Below are 15,550 nucleotides of genomic sequence, written 5' to 3'. Positions count from 1 at the left end.
CCTAGCCCAGCTTGGATGCAACGAGCTCCGTGAGGTCTACGAGGCGGTTGGAGTAACCCCACTCGTTGTCATACCAGGAAACAACCTTGACCTGGTTGCCGATGACCTTGGTCAGGCCGGAGTCGAAGATGGACGACGCCGGGTCCCCGACGATGTCCGACGAAACGATCGGCGCATCCGTGTAGGACAGGATGCCGGCCCACTGCTCGGACTCGGCTGCTGCCTTGACGGCTGCGTTGACTTCCTCAACCGTGACTTCGCGGGAAACGGTGACCGTGAGGTCCGTGGCCGAGCCGGTGGGGACCGGTACGCGGATGGCGTAGCCGTCGAGCTTGCCCTTGAGCTCCGGCAGGACCAGGCCAATTGCCTTGGCTGCACCTGTTGAGGTGGGAACCATGTTGATGGCTGCGGCGCGTGCGCGGCGAAGATCGCCGTGCGGGCCGTCCTGCAGGTTCTGGTCAGCCGTGTAGGCGTGGACCGTAGTCATGAGGCCACGCTCGATGCCGAACGCGTCGTTTACGACCTTGGCCAGCGGGCCGAGGCAGTTGGTGGTGCAGGAGGCGTTGGAGATGATGTTGTGCGCCGCGGGGTCGTAAAGCCCGTCGTTGACGCCCATGACGATGGTGATGTCTTCGTCGCTGGCAGGTGCGGAGATGAGGACCTTCTTGGCCCCGGCATCAATGTGCTTCTGCGCTGCTGCGGCCTTGGTGAAGAAGCCGGTGGATTCGATCACGATGTCGACGCCGAGATCGCCCCAAGGGAGGTTCGCGGGATCGCGCTCGGCAAGCACCTTGATGGACTTGCCGTCGACTACCAGGTTTCCATCGACAACTTCCACGGTCTGGGCGAGGCGTCCACCGACGGAGTCATACTTCAGGAGGTGGGCGAGGGTTTCAGGGCTGGTGAGGTCGTTGACTGCGACGATCTCAAGGTCTGCGCCCTGGGCCAGTGCTGCGCGGAAGTAGTTACGGCCGATGCGGCCGAAGCCGTTGATACCAATACGGGTGGTCACTATGTGTCAATCTCCTTGGTGCTCTTGCAAGCACGCCTAGTGAGTCGGATCAAATATTTCCAACTAACAGACCCCGCACGTCGTTGGGCAGAGGTGATTATCAGATCGGAGGGCGACCAGCCACGTTGCTGAAGGCTAACCGCCTTCCGTGATCCATCTTACGTTTAATTGAGCCTGCCCCCGCAACTGCGGAGGCAGGCTTTTCAGCATTTCGCTTCAATTCACGCCAAAAGTGACTTTTGTTACATCGGCGTGAACCGGAGCTCACCAGCTACAGGACGACGAGGCCCGTGGCGTTGGTGCGTGCTGCTTCGAAGCGCTTGGCGACATCGGCCCAGTTGACGATGTTCCAGAAGGCCTTGACGTAGTCAGCCTTGACGTTGACGTAGTCCAGGTAGAACGCGTGCTCCCACATGTCGAGCATCAGCAGCGGGGTGGTGCCAACAGCTACGTTGCCCTGCTGGTCGTAGAGCTGCTCGATGAGGAGGTTCCCACCGATGGGCTCGTAGGCCAGGAAGGCCCAGCCGGAGCCCTGCAGGCCCAGAGCGGCTGCTGTGAACTGGGCGCGGAAAGCGTCGAAGGAGCCGAAGGCGTCATCGATGGCTGCGGCCAGCTCGCCCTCGGGCTTGTCGCCGCCGTCCGGGGAGATGTTGTTCCAGAACACGGAGTGGTTGATGTGGCCGCCGGTGTGGAACGCGAGGTCCTTGGAGAGACGGTTGATGTTGGCGAAGTCACCCTTGTCGCGGGCCTCGGCCAGCTGGGCAAGGGCGTTGTTGGCGCCTGCAACGTAGGCAGCGTGGTGCTTGCTGTGGTGCAGCTCCATGATCTTTGCCGAAATGTGCGGCTCAAGTGCTGCGTAGTCGTAGCCGAGCTCGGGCAGAACGTACTCTGTCACGAAATCCTCCAATGTAATGGACTAACGTCCGGTTTGGTAACTCTCGTTATGTTCATCCGACCGGCGGACCAGCCGGAAATCCTTGGGGAAGATAACTGCTCTTGCCTCCACCGGGGTCAACCAGCAGTTGCCTCGCAGTATTTCCTCCACACTTTCCCGATTCTATGGGTGCTTACTACTCGTCCATCATTTCGGGAGTCACATTTGCCTCAGTCCCGGGAATTCCGAGGTCCAAAGCACGCTTATCGGCCATGGCGAGAAGACGGCGGATGCGCCCGGCAATGGCGTCCTTGGTCATGGGCGGGTCTGCAAGCCGGCCCAGTTCATCCAGGCTGGCCTGCTTGTGGGCCACGCGCAGCTCCCCCGCGTACTTGAGGTGGTCCGGGACGTCGTCGCCCAGAATCTCAAGGGCCCGGTCCACCCTGGCACCGGCCGCCACTGCAGCCTGGGCCGAGCGGCGCAGGTTGGCGTCATCAAAGTTCGCCAGCCTGTTGGCGGTAGCCCTGACTTCCTTCCGCATCCGGCGTTCCTCCCAGACCATGAGCGCGTCATGGGCACCCATCCTGGTCAGCAGGGCAGCGATGGTGTCTCCGTCGCGGATGACCACCCTGTCCACGCCGCGGACCTCGCGTGCCTTGGCCTGGATGCCCAGACGGCGGGCAGCGCCCACCAGCGCAAGCGCGGATTCAGGACCCGGGCATGTCACCTCCAGGGACGAGGACCGCCCTGGCTCGGTGAGGGAACCATGGGCAAGGAATGCTCCGCGCCACACGGCTTCAGCGTCCGCGGCAGAACCGTTGACCACCACCGACGGCAGCCCGCGCACCGGCCGTCCACGGCCATCCAGGAGGCCTGTCTGACGTGCCAAAGCCTCTCCGTCGCGTACGACGCGGACCACATAGCGGCTCCCGCGGCGCAGGCCTCCCCCGGATACCACGATGATCTCGCTCTGATGTCCGTAGACCTCGGCGATCGCGGCGCGCAGGCGCCGGGCGGTCGAGGCGAGGTCGACTTCTGCCTCGATGACGATCCGGCCGGAGATGATGTGCAAGCCACCAGCGAAGCGCAACATTGCAGAGACCTCTGCCTTGCGGACCGAAGATTTCTTGATGTCCAGCCGGGACAGTTCGTCCTTGACCGACGCAGTAAGTGCCATCGCGTATTCCTAACTGTTCCCGAAAATATCGTGGTAAGCCGCTGCCAGCAGCAATGGGTCATGGACTGGGCGGCGCCTCGACGCCCCTACTCTACCCAACACCACTTCGGCTCCGATCATCCCGGCGGCCTTTTCAAAGGCCTTGAGGTCCTGGATCGCAGCCGGGTCGGCAAGCACGACGTCCACACTGAACTCCGGGGCGTAGCGCCGAAGGACGTCCAGGTGGTCTGCGGCGGTCATGCCGGAGGTCTCTTTGGTCTCCACGTCCAGATTCATGGTCAAGCAACGCTTGGCGGCGGTGTCACCGAGCGCTTGGCGCAGCTCGGGAAGCAGCAAGTGGGGCAGCACGGAGGTGTACCAGGAGCCAGGTCCAAGGATCACCCAGTCTGCGAGCTCTATTGCCGTCAGGGCTTCCGTGCATGCCGGGGCATCCTCGGGAAACAGCTTGACCTCTTCCAGTTTGCCCGCGACAGCGCACTTCGCTTGCCCGCGCACAGTCTGCAGTTGGTGGCTCCCGTCGGGAAGTTCCGTGCGTGCCTTGCCCTCGATGGTCAACGGAATGCTGGACATAGGAAGCACCTGGCCGCGGGCGCCCAGAAGGGCACCGGCCCATTTGAGGCCGGCAACCGTATCCCCCAGAAGCTCCCACAGCGTGACGATGAGGAGGTTGCCCATGGCGTGGTTGTCCAACGAGCCGCCCTTGGCCTTGCCTCCGGCGTCGAAACGATGCTGCATGACATCACGCCAGGTGCGGCCCCAGTCGGTGTCGTCACAGAGGGCGCTCAGCGCCATCCGCAGATCGCCGGGCGGGAGGACGCCGTACTCCTCACGCAGACGCCCGGACGATCCGCCGTCGTCTGCCACCGTGACAATGGCAGTCAGCTCCGAGGTAAGCAGCCGGAGGGCCGAAAGTGACGCTGCCAGGCCGTGCCCACCGCCGAGAGCCACCACGGACGGGCTCTTCTTCTGCTGGCTGCCGGGGACTCCCTTGGGCGGTATGAGGGGCAGCGGGCCCGTCAGGACACCCACTACTCACGTCCCAGGTCGCGGTGGGTGGTGGTTACGGTCACGCGGGGAAACTGGGCCAGGCGCTTGGAAAGCTCGACGGCGACAGCCACCGAACGATGCTTTCCTCCTGTGCAGCCAACGGCAAGGGTTGCATAGTGCTTGTTCTCCTGGCGGTAGCCGTCCAGAACAGGCTCCAGGGCCCGGACGTAACGATCCACGAATTCCTGCACGCCCTCTGCGCCGAGCACGTAGTCACTTACGTCCTCGTCCAGGCCGGTGTGGGGACGGAGTTGCGGCACCCAGTGGGGATTGGGGATAAAGCGGGCGTCGGCCACGAAGTTTGCGTCGACAGGCAGTCCGTATTTGAAGCCGAAGCTCATGACATTGAGCCGCAGAGTCACAGGTCCCGTGTCGCTGAAGAGCTCGGTGATGGCGGTAGCCAGGCCGTGGACGTTGAACTCCGAGGTGTCCAGCACTACATCGGCGTGTTCGCGCAGTTCGCGCAGGACCTCCCGCTCGATGCCGATCCCGTCGAGGATCCGGCCTCCGCCTTGCAGCGGGTGCGGACGCCGGCCCTGCTCGAAGCGGCGGACGAGGACATCATCATTGGCATCGAGGAACAGCACGCGGAAAGTAATCCCGCTGGCGCTCAACGCACCCAGGGCCGTTTGGATGTCCGTGAAGAGATCCTTGCTTCGGACATCCACCACGACTGCCAGTTTGGGAATGGACTTGGGAGCATGCGAGACAATCTCAGCCAAGGTGCCCAGCATCTGGGGAGGCAGGTTGTCCACCACATACCAGCCGTGGTCCTCAAGGGCATCGGACGCAGTGCTGCGCCCCGCTCCCGACATGCCGGTGACGACCAGGAGCTCCGCCTCCGGTGGCTTGACTGGCGTCAGGCCGTCCTGCTCCGTGCCGGACCCAGCCATTGCCTCATCCATCAGTTGTCCCCGTTTCCTCGGAAGTGTCATAGCTGCCTGTGCCACCCGCCGGACACGGCGGAGCACCCCTTGACCGCAGCGCCGGAAATTGCCGCAGCGGCCAAGTTCTTACCCTAGCTAAGATTCGATGATTTCGCCGGTTGTCATGTTCACTGCGGGAGCGGTCTCCCCATCCCCGGCAGTGGAACCCAAGTGCTGGACCACTGCGGCGGCCAGGGCTGGACCGATGCCCTTGGCGGACGTCAGTTCCTCGACCGAGGCTGCCTTGATTTTCTTAAGCGACCCAAAGTGCGACACTAGGGCCTTCCGCTTGGCCTCACCGAGGCCAGGCACTCCGTCCAGTACCGACACAGTCATTGCCTTGCCGCGTTTTTGCCGGTGGAAGGTGATGGCGAACCTGTGCGCTTCATCGCGGATACGCTGAAGGAGGTACAGCCCTTGGGAAGTCCGCGGCAGGATGACCGGGAAGTCGCTGTCGGGAAGCCAGACCTCTTCCAGTCTCTTGGCGAGTCCCACGACGTAGACGTCGTCGATGCCAAGTTCGGCGAGGGCTCGCGCGGCTGCGTTCACCTGCGGCTGACCGCCGTCGACCACCACGAGGTTGGGCGGGTAGGCAAACTTGGCCTTGGGCGCCGGGATCGTGGCATCCGACGTCGTTGGGTCGGTCATGCCGCTGGACACGGACCGGGTGGGGTTGACGATCTCGCCCGAAACGACCGGTACCTGGGCGGCCTTGTCCGTCAGGTAGTGCTTGAACCGCCGCGTGAGGACGTCGTGCATCGCCGCGGTGTCATCGGCAGCGGCCGCGCCCGTGATGGAGAACTTGCGGTAGTCGGCCTTCTTGGGAAGCCCGTCTTCGACCACCACCATGGAAGCCACTACGTTGGTGCCCTGGACATGGGAAATATCGAAACACTCGATGCGCAGCAAGGGAACCGGAATGTCCAGGGCTTCCTGGAGTTCCTGGAGCGCGAGGGACCGGACGGTGATGTCTCCCGCGCGCCGCGTCTTGTGGAGTTTGAGGGCTTGTTCGGCATTCTCACGGACCGTGGACATCAATGCGGCCTTGTCCCCGCGCTGCGGAACCCGGATGTCCACTTTGGCGCCACGAAGTCCGCCAAGCCATTCAGTCAGTTCGGCATGGTTGCTGGGGTTCTCCGGAACCAGGACTTCCCGGGGGATCCTGCCTTGAACCTCGCTGTCTTCGCCGTAAACCTGCTGGAGAAGATGTTCAATCAGTTCCGGGGTGGTGGCATCTTCCACCTTCTCCACCACCCAGCCGCGCTGGCCGCGGACCCGGCCTCCACGGACGTGGAACACCTGGACCGATGCTTCCAGTTCGTCATCGTGCAATGCGAAGACGTCGGCATCAGTATCCTCTGCAAGGACCACGGCGTTGCGCTCGAAGACCTTGCGCAAAGCAATGATGTCATCACGGAGCCCGGCAGCACGCTCGTAATCGAGTTCCGCCACGGCTGCTGCCATGTCTTTTTCCAAACGGCTGATGAAGCGCTTGGCCTCGCCGCCCATGAAGGAACAAAAATCCTCGGCCAGCCCCCGATGCTCGTCAGGAGTCACACGGCCTACGCAGGGCGCGGAGCATTTGTCGATATACCCCAGCAGGCAGGGCCGTCCGCTGGCTTCGGCCCGCTTGAAGACTCCCGGGCTGCAGCTTCGGACCGGGAAAACCCTGAGGAGCGTATCCATGGTTTCCCTGATGGCCCCCGCCGTATAGGGACCGAAATAGCGGGTGCCCTTCCTGCGTTCGCCACGCATGACCTGTACCCGGGGGAATTTCTCCCCCATGGTCACGGCCAGGTAGGGATAGGTCTTGTCGTCGCGGAAAACAACATTGAACCGAGGCTTGAACTCCTTGATCCAGGTGTACTCAAGTTGCAGGGATTCCAGCTCGCTGCCCACCACGGTCCATTCAACACTGCTGGCTGCATGGACCATCGCATGGGTCTTGGGGAGCAGCCCCGCAGGGTTGGCAAAGTAAGAGTTCAGCCTTGAACGGAGGTTCTTCGCTTTGCCCACGTAGATGACCCGGCCATGGGGGTCACGGAAGCGGTAGACACCCGGGGTAGTGGGGATTTCACCGGTCCGGGGTCGGTAAGTTGATGGATCTGCCACACGTCCAGTCTAGTGAACCGGACTGGCTGCTAAACGCCAGTGCAGTGCGCCGGAAGCCTAGTCCACCGACTTGCTCTGGTTGTAGCTGCCAGAACGTTCCTGCCCGCTGAGCAGTGCAATCGCGTCCATGATCTTGTCAGTGACCTCCCGGCGGGCCGGGAGGGAATGGTCAGGGCCCGTCTTCTCGAAATAGAGCGGTTCGCCGACCTTCATGGTGAAGTGCTGCGGTCGGACGGCGTTCTTGTCCGCAGGTTGCAGCTTTTCCGTGCCGATGAGGCCAACGGGTATCACCGGGGCGCCCGTGGTCAAGGCCAGCCAGCCTACTCCTGTTCGGCCGCGGTAAAGGATCCCGTCCCGGGAGCGGGTGCCCTCGGGGTAGATGCCGATGCCCTTCCCGGCTTCGAGGATGTCCAGGAGGGTCTTGAGTGCCTGCACACTGGCCGCCTGCTCCCCGCGCTCCACGGGAATTGAACCCACGGCTTCAAAGAACGACTTCATCACGGCGCCCTTGACACCCTTGGTGGTGAAGTACTCGGCCTTGGCAAAGAACGCAACGGGCCGCGGCATCAAGGCCTGGACGATCACGCTGTCCAGAAAGGAAAGGTGGTTTGGTGCCACGATGAAAGGTCCGCTTTTGGGGACATTTTCAAGTCCGATGACTGTTGGCCGGCATGTGGACGAGATCAGTCCGCGGGTTGTCCACCGGATCGCATCAAAGACTGCCATCGTTTTGTACCTCGCTAAGGGCCGCCGCACGGACAGCATCAAGTTCTTCAATTCGCGTACGCAGTTCAAGGGCCGTGCTGACAACAGCCACGGCGCCCGCTTCTTCAAGTTCGCCGTCAGGTGCGAAACCCCAGCTGACGCCGATGCAGTCCAATCCGTTGGCCATCGCTCCGGCGACGTCCTGATGCCTGTCCCCCACCATGACCGCTGGTTGGGAATGCAGATCGGCAAGGGCTGCCCCGACGATCGCGACCTTCCCCGGTGCCGTGTTTGCCTTCGCGGACTCGTCATCAGCAGCACCACGGATTGAAAGAAAGAAGTCCGCGATCCGGTGGTGGTCGAGGACGAGCCGCGCAATGGACTGTGGCTTTTGCGTGGCTACCGCTACGGGGCGGCCGCTTTCGGCAAAGAACTCCAGGAGGTCGAAGACTCCCGGATAAAGCCGGCTTTGACCAATACCGGTTTCCTTGTAGTGACGCCGATAACGGTGAATGATCTCATCCACCAATTCGCCGGGAACGCCAGCCAAATGCAGAAGGGAATCACTGAGCTTGGGACCCACCATGGAATTCAGTACGGCCTCTTCCGGAACAGGAAGGCCCATTTCCTGGAGGGCGAGCGAAATGCCTCCGGTGATACCGCCGGCAGGATCGACAAGGGTGCCGTCCAGATCGAATATTACGGGCACCTTTGTTTGAGTCACCGGGTTAGTTTCTCACGAGTAGCGGCATGCCTGAAACTCGCATGCCGCTACCGGAATACTTCTAACCCAGAATCTCAGCCAGGAAGGTGGCAGTGTGGCTCTCCGTGGATTTCGCTACTTGCTCCGGGGTTCCGGTCGCGACGATTCGTCCGCCGCCGGAACCACCATTGGGGCCAAGGTCCACGATCCAGTCCGCCGACTTGATGACGTCCAGGTTGTGCTCGATGGTAATGACGGTGTTGCCCTTGTCCACAAGGCCCTGGAGGACCATCAGCAATTTCCTGATGTCTTCGAAATGCAATCCCGTGGTGGGCTCGTCCAGCACATAGATGCTGCGGCCGTTGGAACGCTTCTGGAGCTCCGCAGCCAGCTTCACGCGCTGGGCCTCGCCGCCGGAAAGTGTCGTGGCAGGCTGGCCGAGCCTGACGTAGCCAAGTCCAACGTCCACAAGGGTGTTCAAATGCCGTGCGATCGGGGTGAAGGCGGCGAAGAACTCCGCACCTTCTTCAATGGGCATGTTGAGGACGTCCGCGATGGTCTTGCCCTTGTAGTGGACCTCCAGCGTCTCGCGGTTGTACCGGGCCCCATGGCAGACCTCGCACGGAACGTAGACGTCAGGCAGGAAGTTCATTTCGATCTTCAGCGTGCCGTCGCCGGAACAGGCTTCGCAGCGGCCACCCTTGACGTTGAAGGAGAAACGACCGGGCTGGTACCCGCGCACCTTGGCTTCGGTGGTCTCCGCAAACAGCTTGCGGATGTTGTCGAACACGCCCGTGTAGGTGGCGGGGTTGGAGCGCGGCGTACGGCCAATGGGGCTCTGGTCGACGTGCACTACCTTGTCCAGGTGCTCCAGGCCGGCCACGGAGCGGTGGCGTCCGGCTACCTGCTTGGCTCCGTTGAGCTTATTGGCGAGGACCTTGTACAGGATCTCGTTGACCAAGGTGGACTTGCCCGAACCACTGACACCCGTGACCGCAGTGAACAGACCGAGGGGGAACGTAGCGTCAACGTTGTTGAGGTTGTTCTCCCTGGCGCCAACAACCTTAAGCTCCCGCTTCTTGTCGTACTTGCGGCGCTTGGCAGGAATATCGATCTTCCGGCGCCCGGCCAGATAGTCACCGGTGAGGGACTGCGTGTTTTCGAGGAGTTCCTTGTAGGTACCGGAGTGGACGACCTGGCCACCGTGCTCGCCGGCGCCGGGTCCGATGTCCACCACCCAGTCGGCCTCGTGGATGGTGTCTTCGTCGTGTTCGACCACAATGAGCGTATTGCCCAGGTCCCGAAGCCGTGTGAGGGTCTCGATAAGGCGTCGGTTATCGCGCTGGTGCAAGCCGATGGAGGGCTCATCCAGGACGTACAGGACGCCGACCAGGCCCGAGCCAATTTGCGTGGCCAGCCGGATGCGCTGGGCCTCGCCGCCGGACAGCGTGCCGGAAGGGCGCTCGAGATTGAGGTACTCCAGGCCAACGTCCAGAAGGAACGTCAGGCGGGCCTGGATCTCCTTGAGAACCTGGTTGGCGATCTGGGCTTCCCGGTTGGTCAGCGTCAGGCTTCCGAGGAACTCTGCGCATTCCCGCATCGGGAGCGCGGCCACCTCGGCGATGGACTTCCCGTTGATCAGTACGGACAGCGATGCCGGGTTCAGGCGGGCTCCGTTGCACTCGGGGCAAGGAATTTGGCGCATGTACTCTTCGTACCGGTCGCGGGCCCAGTCAGAGTCCGTTTCACCGTGCTTCCGGTGAACGTACTGGATGGCTCCTTCGAAGCCGGTGCTGTACTTGCGCTCACGTCCGAAACGGTTCTTGTACTGGACTACGACCTTGTGGTCCTTGCCGTGAAGTACCGTGTTCCGGACATCCTTGGGGAGCTTCTCCCACGGGGTCTTCATGGAGAAGCCGAGTTCGTGTGCGAGGCCTTCAAGGAGGCGGTTCCAGTACTCCGTGGTCGCTGTCCCTAGGGACCACGGAGCAATCGCGCCTTCGCCCAGCGAAAGTTCCGGGTTGGGAACGATCAGTTCCTCATCGACTTCCAACTTGGTGCCGATGCCGCTGCAGGCAGAGCAGGCACCGAAGGGGTTGTTGAAGGAGAAGGATCGCGGCTCGATCTCGTCGATGGCCAGAGGGTGCTCGTTGGGGCACGCCAGATTCTCGGAGTAGGCACGGATACGTGCGGGATCTTCAGCGTCCAGGTCCACGAATTCAACCAGCACACGGCCTTCGGCCAGGCCCAGTGCAGTCTCCACGGAATCCGTGAGCCGTTGGCTGATCTCTTCCTTCACCACCAGGCGGTCAACAACGACTTCGATGGTGTGTTTGTACTGCTTCCCCAACTTGGGCGGATCGTTCAACTGGACCAGTTCGCCGTCAACCCGGGCACGGGAGTAACCCTTGGCCGTCAGCTCCTTGAAGAGGTCAACGAATTCACCCTTCCGGCCGCGGACGACCGGAGCGAGGACCTGGAAGCGGGTGCCGGTTTCCAACTCCAGGAGTTGGTCGACGATTTGCTGGGGTGTTTGCCGCGTAATCGGCTCACCGCAGACCGGGCAGTGCGGGCGGCCAACGCGCGCCCACAGCAAGCGCATGTAGTCGTAGATTTCGGTGATGGTGCCCACAGTGGAACGCGGGTTCTTGCTGGTGGACTTCTGGTCGATGGACACCGCAGGCGAGAGACCTTCGATGAAGTCAACGTCGGGCTTGTCGACCTGACCAAGGAACTGGCGTGCATACGCCGACAATGATTCGACGTACCGGCGCTGGCCTTCGGCGAAGATGGTGTCGAAAGCCAGGGAGGACTTACCGGAACCAGAGAGTCCGGTGAAGACGATCATGGCGTCGCGTGGGAGGTCGAGATCCACGTTGCGCAGATTGTGTTCCCGGGCTCCCTTGACCACCAGGCGGGACAGATCCGGCTTGGCTGGCTTGTTATCAGAAACGACGGAAGCGCTGTTCAGGGAATCGATGGCTGCATCTTCAGCTAAGGCTTTGGGCACCCACCAATGCTAATCGAAAACTTCTTCGAATTTCCATGTCGTGCCTCACATGCTACCGATCGGTATCAATCGGCGTCGTAAGCGGCAGCGAAAAGCTGCACTGCCTCGGCGAAGGAAGCGCCTTGGGCCTTGGCAGCAGCTGCGTACTGGGCGGCAACTTCGGCCAGTGCCCCCCAACGGTCATCGCGGGCACACACTACTGTCCCGTTGCGTCCACGGGTAGCGACAACGCCGGCTGCTTCCAGCTCCTTATATGCCCGGGCGACTGTATGGGGTGCCACGTCCAGTACACCTGCCAGGTTCCGGACGGGCGGCAGTTTCGACCCCACGGCGAGAACGCCTGAATCTGCGAGTTCGATGATGCGGAGCCTCAACTGTTCAAAGAGCGCCACAGCACTGCCGGCGTTGGGTCGCCAGCTCCCGGGGAAATCCCCTGCGGGCGTCATGATGAGCTCCTGGCAGGCACGTGCGCCACCGTCGGCGGCAGATCCGGATTGCGTCCTTGGTCCATGCCGAGAATTAGACCAGCGGCACCACCATGGGACAAGACATGAGGGTGCGTGTTCCTCTGGCCGGTCATAAATGTATGTCGGCTCACGCGTGCTTCCTCGCCACCGCAAAAATACGGCGGAACGGAAACACCGTACCGTGGGCCGTCGACGGGTAGGCCTGGCGCAGCATGGCTGCGTATTCCTTTTCGAAGGCGTCGGCTTCGGGCGCGGTCAGGGCGGAAAGGACGGGTCGCAGTCCTGTGCCCCGTACCCATTCCAGCACCGGATCCTCCCCCGTAAGTACCTGCTGGTAGGTGGTCTCCCATGCGTCAGCCGAGCATCCGGCGTCGAGCATTATGCCCAAGTAGTCCGCGGGACTGCCCACCGCGTCATCGTGCCGCAGGACCCCATCCAGTCGCGTCCGCCATCGCGGCGAACCGGCGAGTTCACGCATCAATGCGTGGGAGGGCGACGAAAAGTTGCCCGGGACCTGCAGGGCAAACCAAGCGCCTGGCCTTAGCGCTCCGAGCCAGGCGGCGAGCATCTCCTGGTGCCCGGGGACCCACTGGAGGGCAGCGTTCGTCACCACGACGTCGACATCGTTGTCCGGCATCCACTCAGCAATATCGCCCTGTTTGAAGGCCAGCCCACTGTAATGACCCGTCAATGACGCGGCTTTGGCCAGCATTTCCTGCGACGAGTCAATCCCAACAACGTGTGCCGCGGGCCAGCGGTCCGCCAAAGTGGCAGTCATGTTGCCAGGGCCGCAGCCCAGATCCACCACATGGCTGGGCTTAGCAGCTTGGATTCTCGCCACCAGGTCATGAAACGGACGGTCCCGATGATTGCCGAACTCGGCGTACTTGGATGGATTCCACTTCATAAAAGCCTCCTGGAGCCGGGCAACACTGCTGGGCTGAGCCTAAACTGTCCGGGCACTAAGCTGGAAACCAATGAAACTTCTTGAGCAGCTTCCTGGTTCCACCGCCACAGGTCCCCTGGACCCGGATGACATTTACACGCGGTTTGTCGAGTGGACTGAAAGCCGTGGCCTGCAGTTGTACCCGGCCCAGGATGAAGCGATCATGGAACTCGCCTCCGGCGCCAACGTGATTCTTGCTACGCCCACAGGTTCCGGTAAGTCCCTGGTGGCCATCGCCGCCCACTTCGAAGCCATGGCCCGTGGCCAGCGCAGCTACTACACGGCGCCCATCAAGGCACTGGTATCGGAGAAGTTCTTTGCCTTGTGCGACATCTTCGGTGCGGAAAACGTGGGAATGATCACCGGCGATTCCGGGGTCAACCAGGATGCACCCATCATCTGCTGCACAGCGGAAATCCTGGCCAACATAGCCCTCCGCGAAGGGTCAGCGGCCGAACTCGGCTCGGTGGTCATGGACGAATTCCATTTCTACTCCGATCCGCAGCGCGGCTGGGCGTGGCAAGTGCCGCTCCTGGAACTCCCCCAGGCCCAGTTCCTCCTCATGTCTGCCACCCTTGGAGACGTCTCCCGCTTCGAAACAGGCCTCACGGAACTGACCGGCCGGACTACGACAACGGTAAGTTCCGCGGAGCGGCCTATTCCGCTGCACTACTACTACCAGCTGACCCCGGTCCACGAGAGCCTGGAAGAGCTGCTCTCCACCAAGCAGGTTCCCGTGTACGTGGTGCACTTCAGCCAGGCCGAAGCCATCGAACGTGCCCAGAACCTCATGAGCATCAACATGTGCAGCAGGGCCGAGAAGGATCGTATCGCCGAACTGATCGCAGGCTTCCGGTTCGCGGCAGGCTTTGGAAAGACACTCAACCGGCTGGTGCGCCACGGCATCGGAGTCCACCACGCGGGCATGCTGCCCAAATACCGCCGTTTGGTGGAACAGCTTGCCCAGGCCGGGCTGCTTAAGGTCATTTGTGGCACGGACACCCTGGGCGTGGGCATCAACGTTCCGATCAGGACGGTGCTCTTGACGGCCTTGAGCAAGTACGACGGCGTACGCACCAGGTCTCTTAACTCGAGGGAGTTCCACCAGATTGCCGGTCGTGCCGGCCGCGCCGGTTACGACACCGCAGGCACCGTTGTGGTGCAGGCGCCGGATCACGTGGTGGAGAACACCAAGGCCATGGCCAAGGCCACTGCCAAGTTCGGTGATGACCAGAAGAAGCTGCGGCAAGTCGTCAAGAAGAAGCCCCCGGAAGGATTCGTGTCCTGGGGCGAACCCACGTTCAAGAAGCTCGTCGAGTCCATTCCTGAGCCGCTGACGTCCAGTTTCACCGTTACGCACGCGATGCTGCTCAACCTGATGGAGCGTCCGGGCGACCCCTTCCAAGCCACCCGGCGGTTGCTCAGCGAGAACCACGAGAGCCGCCCTGCACAACTTCGGCTGATGAAGAAAGCACTGGGGATCTACCGGGAGCTGTTGGCTGCCGGGGTTGTTGAACGAATCCCCGAGGACGAGCAGGAAGCTGAAGGACGGTCGGTTCGGCTGACGGTTCACCTCCAAGCCAACTTCGCCCTCAACCAGCCGCTGTCCCCCTTCGCTCTAGCAGCCTTGGAACTGCTTGATCCGGAGTCGCCTTCCTACGCACTGGACGTCGTTTCAGTCATTGAGTCGACCTTGGAGAAGCCGCGCCAGATTCTTTCCGCACAGCAGAAGAAGGCCCGCGGGGAAGCTGTTGCCGCCATGAAGGCGGACGGCATCGAATATGAGCAGCGCATGGCCATGCTGGACGAAGTGACCTATCCCATGCCGTTGGCCGGGATTCTTGGTGAGGCGTTCGAGGTCTATCGAAAAGCTGCGCCGTGGGTTGGCGACTTCGAACTCGCACCAAAATCGATCATCCGGGACATGTATGAGCGCGCCATGAACTTTGGCGAGTTCGTGCAGTTCTACGGCCTGGCACGCTCGGAGGGCATCGTCCTGCGATACCTTGCGGACGGTTTCCGGGCACTTCGGCAGACCGTTCCCCAGGACTTGCTGCGCGAGGATCTTGAAGACCTGATTGCCTGGCTCGGAGAACTCGTGCGTCAGGTTGACTCGAGCCTGCTGGACGAATGGGAGGAACTGACCTCCGGGCTGGCTCCGACACCGCACGATGCACCTCCTCCCCCGCCGCCACTGTTGACCTCGAACATCCGGGCCTTCCGGGTGATGGTCCGGAATGAGATGTTCCGCAGGGTTGAACTTTTCGCAGACGAGGATTCCAGCGCCTTGGGAGAACTCGACGCCGACGCCGGCTGGGACGCCGGCCGGTGGGAAGAAATTCTGGACGACTACTTCGACGAACACGATGACATCGGGACCGGCCCGGACGCGCGTGGACCCGGTTTGCTCATTATCACGGAGGAGCCGGGCCTGTGGAAGGTCCGACAGATTTTCGACGACCCCGCGGGAAACCATGACTGGGGTATCTCGGCCGAAGTGGATCTGGCGGCGTCCGATGAGAGTGGCACAGCCGTAGTCCGCGTGACCGACGTCAACAGGCTCTAGCCCGA

The 15,550-nt window shown here is 62.1% G+C and carries 12 protein-coding genes; 1 reads left to right on the top strand and 11 read right to left on the bottom strand.

Going from position 1 to position 15,550, the window contains the following annotated elements; genetic code table 11:
- Position 1: 1 nt before the first annotated feature.
- The 11 genes from gap to JMY29_RS09805 all read right to left on the bottom strand — a co-directional run bounded on the left by gap (position 2) and on the right by JMY29_RS09805 (position 12,940).
- Complete coding sequence (gene gap, locus JMY29_RS09855; RefSeq protein ID WP_189075589.1) at positions 2–1,012, bottom strand: type I glyceraldehyde-3-phosphate dehydrogenase; 1,011 nt, start codon at positions 1,010–1,012, stop codon at positions 2–4.
- A gap of 271 nt (positions 1,013–1,283) precedes the next feature.
- The gene (locus JMY29_RS09850) at positions 1,284–1,907 is read right to left on the bottom strand and encodes a superoxide dismutase (RefSeq protein WP_189075590.1); all 624 of its coding nucleotides are present in this window, start codon (positions 1,905–1,907) and stop codon (positions 1,284–1,286) included.
- 175 nt (positions 1,908–2,082) lie between these two features.
- Complete coding sequence (gene whiA / locus JMY29_RS09845; RefSeq protein ID WP_018777554.1) at positions 2,083–3,063, bottom strand: DNA-binding protein WhiA; 981 nt, start codon at positions 3,061–3,063, stop codon at positions 2,083–2,085.
- Positions 3,064–3,072: 9 nt separating this feature from the next.
- Entirely contained in the window at positions 3,073–4,092 is a 1,020-nt protein-coding gene (locus tag JMY29_RS09840; protein WP_018777553.1) for a gluconeogenesis factor YvcK family protein, read from the bottom strand.
- Positions 4,092–5,015, bottom strand: coding sequence for an RNase adapter RapZ (gene rapZ, locus JMY29_RS09835; protein ID WP_018777552.1), 924 nt, complete (start codon positions 5,013–5,015; stop codon positions 4,092–4,094). Before rapZ ends, JMY29_RS09840 begins: the two co-directional genes overlap by 1 nt.
- 117 nt (positions 5,016–5,132) lie before the next feature.
- Complete coding sequence (uvrC, locus tag JMY29_RS09830; protein ID WP_018777551.1) at positions 5,133–7,148, bottom strand: excinuclease ABC subunit UvrC; 2,016 nt, start codon at positions 7,146–7,148, stop codon at positions 5,133–5,135.
- Positions 7,149–7,205: 57 nt separating this feature from the next.
- Positions 7,206–7,874: a lysophospholipid acyltransferase family protein gene (locus JMY29_RS09825; protein WP_018777550.1), complete on the bottom strand. Its 669-nt coding sequence runs from the start codon at positions 7,872–7,874 to the stop codon at positions 7,206–7,208.
- Positions 7,861–8,577, bottom strand: a complete 717-nt coding sequence (locus tag JMY29_RS09820; RefSeq protein ID WP_189075591.1) for an HAD hydrolase-like protein — start codon at positions 8,575–8,577, stop codon at positions 7,861–7,863. Before JMY29_RS09820 ends, JMY29_RS09825 begins: the two co-directional genes overlap by 14 nt.
- 61 nt (positions 8,578–8,638) lie before the next feature.
- Complete coding sequence (gene uvrA, locus JMY29_RS09815; RefSeq protein ID WP_189075592.1) at positions 8,639–11,566, bottom strand: excinuclease ABC subunit UvrA; 2,928 nt, start codon at positions 11,564–11,566, stop codon at positions 8,639–8,641.
- Positions 11,567–11,631: 65 nt separating this feature from the next.
- Positions 11,632–12,012: a GntR family transcriptional regulator gene (locus JMY29_RS09810; protein WP_018777547.1), complete on the bottom strand. Its 381-nt coding sequence runs from the start codon at positions 12,010–12,012 to the stop codon at positions 11,632–11,634.
- Between the two features lie 148 nt (positions 12,013–12,160).
- Positions 12,161–12,940, bottom strand: a complete 780-nt coding sequence (locus JMY29_RS09805; protein ID WP_189075593.1) for a trans-aconitate 2-methyltransferase — start codon at positions 12,938–12,940, stop codon at positions 12,161–12,163.
- 70 nt (positions 12,941–13,010) lie between these two features.
- Between JMY29_RS09805 and JMY29_RS09800 the strand changes: the two genes are divergently transcribed.
- Positions 13,011–15,545 carry a DEAD/DEAH box helicase gene (locus JMY29_RS09800; RefSeq protein WP_189075594.1) on the top strand — a complete coding sequence of 845 codons (2,535 nt, stop codon included), beginning with the start codon at positions 13,011–13,013 and terminating at the stop codon, positions 15,543–15,545.
- The last annotated feature ends 5 nt before the right edge of the window (positions 15,546–15,550 follow it).

Source organism: Paenarthrobacter nicotinovorans, from assembly GCF_021919345.1.
Taxonomy (GTDB): domain Bacteria; phylum Actinomycetota; class Actinomycetes; order Actinomycetales; family Micrococcaceae; genus Arthrobacter; species Arthrobacter nicotinovorans.
Note: the sequence above shows the minus strand (reverse complement) of the source record. Positions and strands in the feature narration are given on the sequence as shown.

Excerpts from the sequence above, each read along its gene's own strand:
- whiA (WP_018777554.1), bottom strand. The coding sequence starts at position 3,063 with ATGGCACTTACTGCGTCGGTCAAGGACGAACTGTCCCGGCTGGACATC.
- rapZ (WP_018777552.1), bottom strand. The coding sequence starts at position 5,015 with ATGGATGAGGCAATGGCTGGGTCCGGCACGGAGCAGGACGGCCTGACG.
- JMY29_RS09825 (WP_018777550.1), bottom strand. The coding sequence starts at position 7,874 with ATGGCAGTCTTTGATGCGATCCGGTGGACAACCCGCGGACTGATCTCG.
- JMY29_RS09810 (WP_018777547.1), bottom strand. The coding sequence starts at position 12,012 with ATGACGCCCGCAGGGGATTTCCCCGGGAGCTGGCGACCCAACGCCGGC.
- JMY29_RS09805 (WP_189075593.1), bottom strand. The coding sequence starts at position 12,940 with ATGAAGTGGAATCCATCCAAGTACGCCGAGTTCGGCAATCATCGGGAC.
- JMY29_RS09800 (WP_189075594.1), top strand. The coding sequence starts at position 13,011 with ATGAAACTTCTTGAGCAGCTTCCTGGTTCCACCGCCACAGGTCCCCTG.